Origin of the sequence: Bacteroides faecis MAJ27 (genome assembly GCF_900106755.1) — a bacterium.
Taxonomy (GTDB): Bacteria; Bacteroidota; Bacteroidia; order Bacteroidales; family Bacteroidaceae; genus Bacteroides; species Bacteroides faecis.
Genome location: NZ_FNNN01000029.1, coordinates 27,747 through 40,888 on the forward strand (window position 1 = coordinate 27,747; position 13,142 = coordinate 40,888).

At 43.4% G+C, this 13,142-nt stretch carries 7 protein-coding genes; 4 read left to right on the forward strand and 3 right to left on the reverse strand.

What is annotated here, in order from left to right:
- The first annotated feature begins 39 nt into the window (after window positions 1-39).
- A complete protein-coding gene (locus BLW31_RS19970) occupies window positions 40-1,152 on the forward strand; it encodes a glycoside hydrolase family 43 protein (protein WP_010536228.1) in 1,113 nt (370 codons plus the stop codon).
- Here the strand turns inward: BLW31_RS19970 and BLW31_RS19975 are convergent.
- Window positions 1,149-4,097, reverse strand: a complete 2,949-nt coding sequence (locus BLW31_RS19975) for a glycosyl hydrolase 115 family protein (protein ID WP_010536227.1) — start codon at window positions 4,095-4,097, stop codon at window positions 1,149-1,151. The genes BLW31_RS19970 and BLW31_RS19975 overlap by 4 nt on opposite strands.
- 780 nt (window positions 4,098-4,877) lie before the next feature.
- Between BLW31_RS19975 and BLW31_RS19980 the strand changes: the two genes are divergently transcribed.
- Window positions 4,878-6,692 carry a glycoside hydrolase family 2 protein gene (locus BLW31_RS19980; RefSeq protein WP_010536226.1) on the forward strand — a complete coding sequence of 605 codons (1,815 nt, stop codon included), beginning with the start codon at window positions 4,878-4,880 and terminating at the stop codon, window positions 6,690-6,692.
- 13 nt (window positions 6,693-6,705) lie between these two features.
- A complete protein-coding gene (locus BLW31_RS19985; RefSeq protein ID WP_010536225.1) occupies window positions 6,706-9,219 on the forward strand; it encodes a glutaminase domain-containing protein in 2,514 nt (837 codons plus the stop codon).
- A 95-nt stretch (window positions 9,220-9,314) separates the two neighbouring features.
- On the opposite strand, the gene BLW31_RS19990 is transcribed toward BLW31_RS19985, so the two are convergent.
- Window positions 9,315-9,740 (reverse strand): DUF3828 domain-containing protein, encoded by a 426-nt coding sequence (locus tag BLW31_RS19990; RefSeq protein WP_010536224.1) that lies wholly within the window; start codon window positions 9,738-9,740, stop codon window positions 9,315-9,317.
- Between the two features lie 238 nt (window positions 9,741-9,978).
- Window positions 9,979-10,764: a hypothetical protein gene (locus BLW31_RS24935; RefSeq protein WP_010536223.1), complete on the reverse strand. Its 786-nt coding sequence runs from the start codon at window positions 10,762-10,764 to the stop codon at window positions 9,979-9,981.
- A gap of 589 nt (window positions 10,765-11,353) precedes the next feature.
- Between BLW31_RS24935 and BLW31_RS20000 the strand changes: the two genes are divergently transcribed.
- A complete protein-coding gene (locus tag BLW31_RS20000; protein WP_010536221.1) occupies window positions 11,354-13,129 on the forward strand; it encodes a glycoside hydrolase family 2 protein in 1,776 nt (591 codons plus the stop codon).
- The last annotated feature ends 13 nt before the right edge of the window (window positions 13,130-13,142 follow it).

Genomic DNA, 13,142 nt, shown 5'->3' on the forward strand with positions numbered 1-13,142 from the left:
GTGCTTACTTTGCATTATCGTTATCAATGAAAAAGTACCATGAGAAGCAAACTGTTTTTATTATCCGTAATCCTATTGATCTGTGCATCTTGCCGGCATAAGAAGGCTGCAACAGACAAAGAAACCGTACCCACCGAAAACACCTACACGAATCCGCTGCTTGAATACGGAGCTGAACCATGGGCCATTTATCATGAAGGGAAATATTATTATACACAAGGCTCAGAAAACAAGATTATACTTTGGGAAACCAATGACATAACCGACCTCTCACATGCTACTCAGAAAGAGGTATGGATACCCAATGATCCCAGCAACTCTTATCATCTCTGGGCACCCGAAATCCATCGGATAGACAATAAATGGTACATCTATTTCGCCGCTGACGACGGCAATATGGACAATCACCAGATCTACGTTGTCGAGAATGAGGCTGCCAATCCTATGGAAGGAGCCTTCGTGATGAAAGGACGCATACAGACGGACAAAGGCAACAACTGGGCGATTCATGCCAGTACTTTTGAACACGACGGACAACGCTATATGATATGGTGCGGATGGCAAAAGCGCCGAATTGACAGCGAAACACAATGCATCTACATTGCCACCATGGAGAATCCATGGACACTATCCTCCGACAGAGTACTAATCTCCAAACCGGAATACGAATGGGAATGCCAATGGGTGAATCCGGATGGCAGTAAAACAGCTTATCCGATACATGTAAACGAGGCACCTCAATATTTTGAATCGAAGAATAAAGACAAGTTATACATCTTCTACTCCGCCAGTGGCAGTTGGACTCCTTACTACTGCGTAGGACTGCTGACAGCAGATGCAAAAGCCAACTCACTTGATTCTGCATCCTGGAAGAAATCTCCGGTTCCGGTATTACAGCAAGAACCTGAAAACGATGTATACGGCCCCGGTGGGATATCCTTCACGCCTTCACCGGACGGAAAAGAATGGTACATGCTCTATCATGCCCGCCAAATACCGAATGATGCGCCGGGCGCATCCGACTCCCGCTCTCCCCGCTTACAGAAGATAGACTGGGATCAGAACGGAATGCCTGTATTGGGAACTCCTCAAAAGAAAGAGGAGCCGATGGCCAAACCATCCGGCTCCCCTATGAATCAGAAACAAGACTAATTACAGATTGTACTCTGAGGACCGAGATAGGAACGCTTCAGCCCTCCCAAGTCAATGACGATCTTTTGAATAACGACGCCCGGGTCACCACAGCGTATCTGCAAAGTGTGCCTGCCGGGCTTCTTCACATACAGAGTAGACTTATTTACCCTGCAATTCTTCAATACGCTATCATACCAGATTTGAGAATACTCGATAGCCGAAGTAGAAGGAGTAGAAATAGATCCGTCATCTATACGGACACTATACTTCGTATCCGAGTTCGTATGTTCCGGCAATTTATAGTCCCGTTCGGCATGCAAGGGGAATGTCGGCAGGACATACGTATACACATCATAGATTCCGGCGTTGAACGTATAGAAGTCATATTCCACTCTGGGTACATCACCGGCACGATACATCTGTAAAGGTGCCGTCGGATTTCCCAACTGCAAAGAACGTCCTTCAAAGCCAAGCCCCGCCAGAATATTCATTTGGATATCATTACTTTCAAACTTCCGGTGGAAGTCGGCAGCCGGGATAGAGATATAGCCATTTTCCTCTACATACAATCCTTGCAGTTCATCGCGTGCAGGAGACTCCGGATTGAATACAGATACCAGCACACTCTCTTTCTGATTACCGGAGGTTATGTCAATCTGCCCTTTTACCTTCTCTCCCACCGGCACTTTATCCCAGTTGACAGAAATATGGATACGGTTTTCGGTAGAGGTCTTCCCGCTCTTTTGAGAGATCAGTATCCAGTCATCCGAAGGGGCCACACTCCAGTTTAGCTCTCCGGTTCCCTGATTGTATATGTCTATCCAGTAGCTCTTACGTGCATAAGTGCTGAACACCGGCAGTGCATGAAAACTCATTCCGCCTTTATCCAGATTCTCGCTTTCTGCCTGAACAGCCAGCCTGGGAGCACCAACAGGCGTATATTCTTCTTCCATCAATGGAATCATGAAGTAAGAACTCGTACCATCATAGTTTTGCTTTAACGACATCATGTACTTCCACTTTCCATCCAGCAGAGAGTTATATCCATCGGTTATGATCTCCAGACTATCATGATAACATTTTACCTGTGCTTTAAGCCGGTCGGCAGCAGCACGTTGCTGACGGACATACTGGCGGTAAAATTGTCCTTTTATAGTCATGTGATTCATCAGTTCGGCCCCCTTCACCGGATAATAGAGCAATTGATAGAAAGCCGGCCGGCTCTCTTCATCCAACGCAGCCAATAGATTCTCCGCCTTTTTTCCAATACGGCTATACTCGGTCAGGCGTCTTTCCGCTTCATTATAGTTTGCAAAAGAGAACTCGGTATCCGTGCGCTTCTCTCCGCCTCCCCAATAATTATTCCAGTATCCCCAGCCCATGTACTCCGGTTTTCTGGAGAAAGCCAGATTGATATGAGAACAAGTTATGTCCTGAAACAAGTCGTAGTACTGCTCACCGAACATCTTAGCCAGCCAACGTGCCGGATAAGTAGCGACGTTGCCGGCATTAAACTGATCGATATCATAAGCCATATCGAGAAAGAGGGAGATTTGCGTTTCAGCTCCTTTCAAGTCTCCGCAATTCGCCAGCCAAACACGGTCGGCAGTCGTATCATACGCCTTACGGAGTTCTTCGTACATCAAAGCCGGCGGAGTAGTACTGTACCACAGATAGCTATGAGGCACACCCAAATAGGATATATGATAGTAAACACCTGCACGTCCGGAACGCTTTTGTTCATGCGGACCACTCAGCCGTTTCATGTATCCGAAATTATCGTCTGCCCAGATAATCGTAACATCGTCCGGCAGTTCCAATCCGTTCGAGTAGATTTCCAGCACTTCCTTATAAGGGGTAAACGCCTGCGGGATAGTCTCTACCGGTTTGTCAATATGCCGGGCAATAATGTCTCTCTGAGCATTCAATGCACTTTCCAGCATCTTCACCTTTTCCCGCATCGGTACATCTCCGCCTCCCATAGCCGCATCGTGCAAACCTCTTAAAGCCAGTGTATATACATTCTCATAAGCACAGTTCTCTTTCACACGGTTGCTCAGGACCTCGTTGATTTTATCTTTGTTCTTGTTATAATCCCAAGGGCCCATCGTCTTGCTATCCCATTCGCTGGCGGTGTTCAGCAATAACGGTTCACAGTGGCTGGAGCCCATAACGATGGCAAAGGTATCAGCTACCAGTTTATTTTCCGGTATCTTATAGAACGCGGTAGAAACAGGATGCATAGCCGGTGCGAGATGATTCGCTTTCAGCCTCAGCAACAGTTCGCATATTTTGGCATAAGTACGCGGACCGATATTTCCTCTTTCTTTTTCGAATGTCTTGGCAGCCCAAGGTTTCAGTCCCCAGTCTTCGTCATTCAGAAAGATTCCTCTGTACTTCACCGAAGGAGTTTTGGACAGGGTGGCCGGGGCGTCAACATAAAGCGTCTTATGCTTCTTCGCCGGAACGTCGGCCCACCAGTACCAGGGCGATACTCCCATCATCTCCGAAAGAGAGAAAAGCCCATACGCTGCCCCGCGCCTGTCACTTCCCGCTATCACCAGCGCCTTGCTGACTCCGGGAAATGGGCGGGAAACGGTCTGAATCAAATAACGTTCCCATGCTCCTTCCAGAGGAGAGATATCTAATTTTCCCTTCTCTGCCAACTGGCGGATCAGTCGGTTTTTCTCAATCGTACCCACCACAATAATCTCTTTGTCGCCTTTCACCGTATCCGTCAGCCGCAACTGTTTCCCGGTCACTGATTCGACATCCGCAACAAAAAGTTCCGCTGTCTTCTGTACCACCAGATAGTCATCGGCATCATAAACCACTGCTGCTTTCGTATTGGAAGTCACCAAAGGAAAAGCAGACTTACTCTGAATCATATTCTCTTTTACAACTACCTGCGATTGCAAAGCAGAAGCTACCGACAATATCACTAATAAAAAAAGAATTCTCATTGATAAAGTTTGTTATAGTTGTTTTTCAGTTCATTTATCAGGTTCTTGGAGATGATAGTTATATGGAACCATTTAAGGTGATAACCATAAACTCCATAGACAAAAAACACATTTTTATCTTTCATCTTTCACCGCCTACAATCAGTAGCTATCATTTCTCCTTCATCGTATATAGTCACCAGACTCTATACCGAAGCCGATGGTTTCAAGCGGGTGGAACTTTAGTTTCATGCGGTGAAACTAATGGTTTCAAGTAATGAAACTAATAGTTTCAAGGCGTGAAACCAAAAGTTTCACGCCTTTGAAACTTTTGGAAACTACTATCAAATAAGAAATGTGACTATAGCATACAACTGTTCTCACCCCAAAAGTCGGAATTATCTTCGGCAATAGATGCCACTAACTATTCAATTAAGGATAAAAAACAACCATTTTATACATAAATGCCCACATATATCTCTATCAAAATAAAAAACGCTAAAGAAACCCGTCCAAGTCTGAAAAGCCCGACAACTGATTCATTCAAAGTTCCGCATCTCTTCACTCTTTTGCAAATCACCAATAACATCCGAAGGCTCTTCCTTACTTAAAAACATTATCCAACTAAGGATAAAAACTGACCATTATTACAGAAAAAGCTATTTTTCATAATAAATTGACGAGCATTTATCATTTATTGAACAGCAAATTTCCTTCATTTTCCTCTGATTGGCTTTTCTTTGCAATATCCCTTACGATAAGACTGATTTCTTCTATTTAATACATATAAAAAGAATTACCATGAAAAAGAATTTTCTAGCAGTGCTATTCGCATTGGCTCTTTGCAGCCCGACATTCGCTCAATGGAAGCCCGCCGGTGATAAGATAAAGACTCCGTGGGGTGAGCAGTTGAATCCTAAAAACGTATTACCGGAATATCCACGCCCCATCATGGAACGCCATGAATGGAAAAACCTGAATGGTAGCTGGAATTATGCGATTACTAAAAAAGGAGAAGCTGCTCCAGGCAATTATCAAGGAGAAATATTGGTTCCTTTCGCAGTAGAATCTTCTTTATCCGGAGTAGGTAAAAGGATTAACGAACACCAGGAATTATGGTATCAACGCACATTTGACGTACCCTCGTCCTGGAAAGGCAAACAAATATTACTGCACTTCGGAGCTGTAGACTGGAAAGCCGACGTTTGGGTAAACGACGTAAAAGTAGGAGAACATACGGGAGGTTTCACTCCATTCTACTTTGATATTACTTCCGCACTGAATAAAGGCAATAACCAATTGGTTGTGAAAGTATGGGACCCCGCCGACCGTGGCGAACAGCCGAGAGGAAAACAGGTAGAAAGACCGGAAGGAATCTGGTATACACCAGTCACAGGTATCTGGCAGACTGTATGGTTGGAACCGGTAGCTGCACAGCACATCGCCCATCTGAAAACAACTCCGGATATCGACAAGAAAACAGTCAAAGTGGAAGTAGCTACTAATGTATGCTCTCCGGACAAAGTAGAAGTGAAAGTGTTCGACGGCAAAAACCTGGTAGCCAAAGGAGCAGCGCTCAATGGTGTACCGGTAGAATTAACGATGCCGGAAGATGTCAAACTATGGTCACCCGAATCTCCTTCACTCTATGATATGGAAGTCACCCTGTATAAGGACGGCAAAGCTATAGACCAAGTGAAGAGCTATACTGCTCTCCGTAAATTCTCAACTCACAAAGACAAGAATGGTATTACGCGCCTGCAACTGAACAACAAAGACTACTTCCAATTTGGTCCGCTCGACCAGGGATGGTGGCCTGACGGTCTATACACAGCTCCGACAGATGAAGCACTGGTATATGACTTGAAAAAGATTAAAGACTTCGGCTACAATATGGTGCGCAAACATGTGAAAGTAGAACCTGCACGCTGGTATACATATTGTGACCAACTCGGACTGATCGTATGGCAAGACATGCCGAATGGTGGCCGTGGCCCCGCTGAATGGCAAATGCACAAATATTATGACGGCGCAGACGCCATCCGTTCTGCCAAATCAGAAGCCAACTATCGCAAAGAGTGGAAAGAAATTATCGACTACTTGTATTCTTATCCCAGCATCGGTGTATGGGTACCTTTCAACGAAGCATGGGGACAATTCAAAACACCCGAAATCGCTGCATGGACTAAAGAATATGACCCCAGCCGTCTGGTAAATCCTGCCAGTGGCGGTAATCACTATACTTGTGGTGATATTCTCGACCTGCACAATTATCCCGGACCGAACCTCTACCTTTATGATCCGACACGTGCTACCGTACTGGGCGAATATGGCGGTATAGGTATGGCACTGAAAGGACATCTGTGGCTGGCAGACAAGAACTGGGGCTATGTGAAGTTCAATACACCGGAAGAAGTGACTAATGAATACATCAAATATGCAGACCACTTACTGGAACTGATTGAGAAAGGATTCTCTGCTGCTGTATACACACAAATTACCGATGTGGAAGAAGAAGTGAACGGTCTGGTTACTTATGACCGGAAAGTTATCAAAGTAGACGAGCCCAAAATCAAAGCCATCAACCAGAAAATTTGTAACTCGCTAAATAAATAAACGTTTTTTATTAATGAATAAACTCTTCTCTACAATCATGTCAGTTTGCCTTGCATGCAACGTGCAGGCAACTGACCTGTTTAAAACAAGTCAGGATATCGCTTTACGCGCACCGTCGGTACCTCTGATCACCTCCGATACCTATCTCGCTATCTGGTCTCCCTACAACGAACTGAACGAGGGAAACACCGAACACTGGACAGCTGCCACACATCCTTTGCTGGGCGCTCTGCGAGTAGACGGGAAAGTATATCGTTTCATGGGTAAAGACAAGGAAAATCTGGAAGTCATTCTTCCGATGACGAATGACGAACGCTGGGAAGCTAAGTACACCCTGTCTCAGCCTGCTTCCAGCTGGATGCAAGCCCAATTCGACGATGCCGGATGGAAAAAAGGGAAAGCCGCTTTCGGCACCAAAGATATGAAGTATATCAGCACAGAGTGGAACACCGAAGATATCTGGGTACGCCGCAGCTTCGACCTGCAACAGGACTTAACGAACGATAAAATCTATCTCCGTTACTCCCACGACGATGTTTTCGAACTCTACCTCAATGGTGAAAAGCTGGTGGCAACCGACTATTCCTGGAATAACGATGTCACCGTCGAACTGTCGGCATCGGCCAAAGCCAAACTCCGCAAAGGAACCAACGTCATCGCCGCTCACTGTCACAACACAACAGGCGGAGCATATGTTGATTTCGGACTGTTTCGTGAGAATAAACAAATCAGTAATTTCAAAGAACCCGCTATTCAAAAGTCTGTCGATGTATTACCTACCCAGACTTACTATACATTCACCTGCGGACCGGTAGAACTGGACCTTGTATTTACCGCTCCCCTGCTGATGGAGGATCTCGATCTGATCTCAACTCCCATCAACTACATTTCTTATCGCGTACGTTCACTCGATAAGAAACAACACGACGTACAAGTTTATATCGAAACGACCCCGCAACTCGCCGTACACGAACCGTCACAACCAACAATTTCCGAAAAGATCAGCAAAAACGGCATGGATTATCTCAAAGCGGGTACCATCGACCAGCCTTACGTGAAACGTAAAGGAGATGGCGTGCGTATCGACTGGGGATATGCCTATCTGGCCAGCAACAATGCGCCCAACAAAGACCTGAGTATAGGTAGCTACTATGACATGAAGCAATCATTTATCAGCAGCGGCAAACTGCTTCCGAACTCTCAGAATATGATCTCCCGCAGCGAAAGCAGTATGCCTGCCATGGCTTATACCGAAAACCTGGGCAAGGTTGACAGCCAGGGCAAATCAGGCTATGTAATGGTAGGCTATGATGACATCTATGCCATCGAATATTTCTACGAACGTCGTATGGCGTACTGGAAACACAACGGACAAGTCAGCATCTTTGACGCTTTCGAACGTGCACAGGCTTCTTATCCTTCATTGATGGAACGCTGCCGCGCTTTCGACCGGCAATTAATGGCTGACGCGGAAAAAGCCGGAGGCAGAAAATATGCCGAACTGCTCGCTTTGACCTACCGCCACTCTATTACTGCTCATAAGCTCCTTACCGACAAAGAAGGCAACCTGTTATTCTTGTCCAAAGAGAACCACAGCAATGGCTGCATCAATACGGTAGACCTCACTTACCCATCTTCTCCGCTATATCTCATTTATAATACGGAACTGATGAAAGGTATGCTCAACTCTATCTTCTACTATAGCGAAAGCGGACGCTGGAACAAACCTTATCCTGCGCATGACTTAGGAACTTATCCTATTGCCAACGGACAGCTCTATGGTGAAGATATGCCTATCGAAGAGGCCGGAAACATGATTCTGGTAACCACTGCGATTTCTATGATGGAAGGTAATGCCAACTATGCTTCCAAATACTGGGAAACATTATCTACGTGGGCAAACTACCTGATCGAAAATGGACTGGACCCGGAAAACCAGCTTTGCACAGACGACTTTGCCGGACACTTGGCACACAACGCCAACCTTTCTGCCAAAGCAATCATGGCAATTGCCGGATATGGAGAAATGGCACGCATGCTGGGCAAAGAAACAACTGCGAACAGATATATCGAAACCGCTAAGAAACTTGCGATAGAATGGGAGAAAATGGCATTCGACGGTGACCATTACAAACTGGCATTCGACAAGCCGGGAACGTGGAGTCAGAAATATAATCTGGTATGGGACAAAGTATTTAACATGAACATCTTCCCACAGAAAATATTCGACACAGAAATTCCTTTCTATCTGACCAAGCAGAATAAATATGGATTGCTACTGGACTCTCGTGCGCAATACACCAAAACCGACTGGATTGTATGGAGTGCTTGTATGTCACCGGATGACGCTACTTTCCAAAAGTTCATTGACCCGTTCTATGATTATGCGAACGAAACAACTTCCCGTGTGCCTATCAGCGACTGGCATGATACGAATACCGGAAAGATGATGAACTTTAAGGCACGTTCCGTAGTAGGTGGTTACTATATGAAACTACTGATGGAAAAAATCAAAGAACAGAAATAAAACAGATACTCTTTTCCTCGTTGAATTTAGACAAACAGCATCTTTTACTTTAAGAAAAGAGCTGTTTGTCTTTTTTTATACCGCTTACTTTTATGCTATTCATTTTCCGCGGTTATATCATCAATCTGATACTGTCCACCAATGTTAACTACTCTAACGGGAATACTGACAGCACGTTCAAACTGGCTGCCTTTAGCTGAAGTATAGCCAACCTGATACCAATTGTCATTCAAATGCTTCACCACCAATGTTTTTATATCATCTTCCCCCAAGTCTTGCGCACGAATAATCGGATCAGCATCTGTTGCCTTTACCAAACTATCCACTTTTTCAATCAGCTCCTTGGTCAGATACTTTTCCTTAACTGAGTCTCCTAGAGCAACGGCTTCTTTACCTATGGACAGGCAACTGACAGCATAGGCCTCATAAAAGTCTTTAATCATGCTGATAGCTTGTTGTTCATCGACACTACTATCCGCCACATTCACCTGTGCATCAACAGGTTCTGTCGATGTATCCATACTTTTCTTACTCTGGCTAGAACAGGAAGGAAGAAGCATTATGGACTGCAATAATAACAAATGTACAAATCTCAATTTCATAATATAAATAGTTACTGTTTTAAAACTATATAGTACTCGGTAAGCATAAGATATTTTCTTCTGATATCTGTATTCTCGGGATTATTTCATCCCATTTTAACTATCGAATTTACAATATCTATTATTTGCTATTGTGGTTTATAATCATATTTCCCAATTAATTCGACTCTTCCTTCAAAATTCCTTCAGTTTTATCCCGACCAGTATAAAAATCAATATTCGCAAAATAGCATAAATATTTCCAGAAATAAAGCGTCAGGAACATCCTTACATCACGATCCGTCTTAAAATCACTGCAGAAATGATTCGTATCTTTGGCAATTTCCTCAAATAGCATAACCGAAGAAACTCCTCCTGTTACATCTTCAGCTTTGAGATACGCTTTCAAGGCAGGGTGAATAGCCAGTTCCAATTCCCTTTGCAAATATGTAAAGCCATCCAACCGTTTCTTAAACGGCAATATTATATACTCAACTTGAGTCTTCATATATGCATATTTTAGCGAATCAGTAACAAGATTTAGAGAACCACCATGCTCCTTTAAACTCTCAGACGCCTGTTTATAGACATCAGACTGACAATATTCTGACCGAGAAACTCCAGTTGGAACAAACAGCGTGCAAGAATCATGTAGAATAGCTCCATCAACAAAATAGGAATAGAGTAAACCACCCGCATATAGTTTTTCATTAATCCGTTCCAGTTGCCCTTTGTCTACATCCAATAAATAGTTGAAGTGATATCGTTCCAGACCCTTTACTAATAAGTCAAGAGCATCTTTTCGACCATAATTCCTTTCCAACGTCGCTTGAAAGAAATTCATCATTTCCGATTCCAGTGAATCTATTTCAGCTTCCTTATTCTTCTCAACAGCTTTTGGGGAAATCTGAGCTATCGCAAAACTCGTACTTATACATAGAAGCAAAAAAAGAAGTGTTCTCATAGTTTTATTTATTATTTAAGTACCACTCTACACCATTGGTATGTCACCATTATAATAAGTATCAAGTAACAGCCATAACACAACATCAGTCTGACAAATCTACGTTCCTTATAAAATTTTCTGGTCACTATAACACTGCCCCACACACATGAAATGATAACAATAGCAGCAGCAATTGTCATTGCTGTACTTATATCGATATTACCTAAAAATCCACTCATACTTCTTTATTTAATAGAATAATGAATGACACCATCAATAAAGGTGCTGTCAACAAAAATATCTTTTACCATAGTATTATACTCTGATATTACAAAAATAAGAAAAAGATCAGAGAAAAAAGGAAATATGCAGTTCAATAAACAACAAAATTCGGTATAGATAAAAGTAAGACAATCATTTCAGTCGGAATAAGCCGAAATTCATGCTTAAAACGGAAATAAGGAAACACAAGAAATATTTATCTCATCAATGAACAGTTTTTTTCTTTTATTGAACAGTATGTTTCCTCTTTCAGAAGTCTAAATTCTTACCTTTGTACTAATACACATTAATAATGTAAATTAGCACAAAACATTAAAGTACTATCATGAAGAAATCACATCTGATTCTGTTCGGTTTATTGTTATCTTTTACAGTAAATGCGACGAATGACATTCCACGTCCGGAATATCCCCGTCCTCAGTTCGAAAGAACTGAATGGATAAATTTAAATGGCACTTGGACATACGAATTCGATCTTTCCAACTCCGGGAAAAACCGCAAGCTGTTCGAAGCTAAAAGTTTCAATAACACAATTACAGTGCCTTTCTGTCCGGAAAGCAAGTTGTCCGGAGTGAGCTACACAGACTTCATTAATCAGATGTGGTATCAACGTTCTCTGTCTATACCGGCAGAATGGCAAGGGAAAAAGATATTGCTTAACTTCGGTGCTGTGGATTATTTTGCAGAAATCTTTATCGATGGAGAATTCGTCGGCAATCATTGCGGAGGCAGTTCGTCATTCTCGATAGATCTGACCCAGTCAGTGAAACCGGGACAGACACACAATCTGGTTGTTTTCGTTATTGATGATATTCGTTCAGGCGCACAGGCAGTGGGCAAACAGTCTCCTCAAGTATCTTCATTTGCCTGCTTCTACACCCGCGTCACCGGAATCTGGCAGACTGTATGGCTGGAAGCAGTTTCACCTTATGGATTAAAAGCTATAGAAACACGACCGGATATAGACGGGGAACAATTGTTCATCACACCAGAGTTCTATCAATCGTCTAATGACAAGACAATGGAAATCATCTTATCTGACGGTAACAGACAAGTCGCCCAGAAAACGGTCAAATGCATCAACGGCTCCAACCTTGTTATTCCCATAAAAAAGATGAAGCTGTGGAGTCCCGAAGATCCTTTCCTGTATGACATCACTTACCGCATCAAAGATGAAAAAGGAAAAGTGATTGATGAAGTAAAATCGTATACGGGGATGCGCAAAGTGCACACATCCAACGGAATGATCTACCTGAACAATGAACCTTACTTCCAACGTCTTGTATTGAATCAAGGTTATTATCCTGATGGAATATGGACTGCCCCTAGCGATGAAGCACTGAAAAATGACATTCTGTTGTGTAAAGCTGCCGGATTCAACGGTGCGCGCCTTCATCAAAAGGTGTTTGAAGAAAGATTCCATTACTGGGCAGACAAATTAGGATTTATCACGTGGGGAGAATCCGCTAACTGGGGCATGAACATCAGCAATGAAATAGCATCACGCAACTTCCTTAGCGAATGGACGGAGATTCTGATAAGAGATCGTAACCATCCCTCCATTATCACATGGACACCTTTCAATCAACCGTCTGTGAATATGTTTCCTTCTACCTTTGTACGACTGATTTCGGATACTTACCGCCTGACCAAAGCGATTGATCCTACCCGCCTCGTCAACGATATAGCAGGTGACATACATTTCACAACTGACATTTGGAACTTCCGGAATTACGAATCGGACCCAACACGCTTCTCTTTGCGCCTAAAATCCGACAATAATTATCAGCATAACCAGCCTCTCTTTGTCGGAGAATTCGGAGGAGTCGTATGGGCAGAAGGCCAGGAACGGAATAATTCATGGGGATATAGCGATATGCTCACTAATGAAGAAGGCTTCTACGAACGCCTGGAAAGTTATATCAATGCCATATTGTTTGCCAACAATATCACCGGATTCTGCTATACGCAGTTCACCGATATCGAACAAGAGAAGAATGGTATTTACTATTACGACCGCCGCCCCAAACTCAACATGGAGCGTATCAAAGCTATTTTTGAAAAGATACCAAGCAGACCGCAAAAAGAGAAGAAGGAATAAAAGTCTGAATCAC

Excerpts from the sequence above, each read along its gene's own strand:
- BLW31_RS19970 (WP_010536228.1), top strand. The coding sequence starts at position 40 with ATGAGAAGCAAACTGTTTTTATTATCCGTAATCCTATTGATCTGTGCA.
- BLW31_RS19975 (WP_010536227.1), bottom strand. The coding sequence starts at position 4,097 with ATGAGAATTCTTTTTTTATTAGTGATATTGTCGGTAGCTTCTGCTTTG.
- BLW31_RS19980 (WP_010536226.1), top strand. The coding sequence starts at position 4,878 with ATGAAAAAGAATTTTCTAGCAGTGCTATTCGCATTGGCTCTTTGCAGC.
- BLW31_RS19985 (WP_010536225.1), top strand. The coding sequence starts at position 6,706 with ATGAATAAACTCTTCTCTACAATCATGTCAGTTTGCCTTGCATGCAAC.
- BLW31_RS19990 (WP_010536224.1), bottom strand. The coding sequence starts at position 9,740 with ATGGATACATCGACAGAACCTGTTGATGCACAGGTGAATGTGGCGGAT.
- BLW31_RS24935 (WP_010536223.1), bottom strand. The coding sequence starts at position 10,764 with ATGAGAACACTTCTTTTTTTGCTTCTATGTATAAGTACGAGTTTTGCG.
- BLW31_RS20000 (WP_010536221.1), top strand. The coding sequence starts at position 11,354 with ATGAAGAAATCACATCTGATTCTGTTCGGTTTATTGTTATCTTTTACA.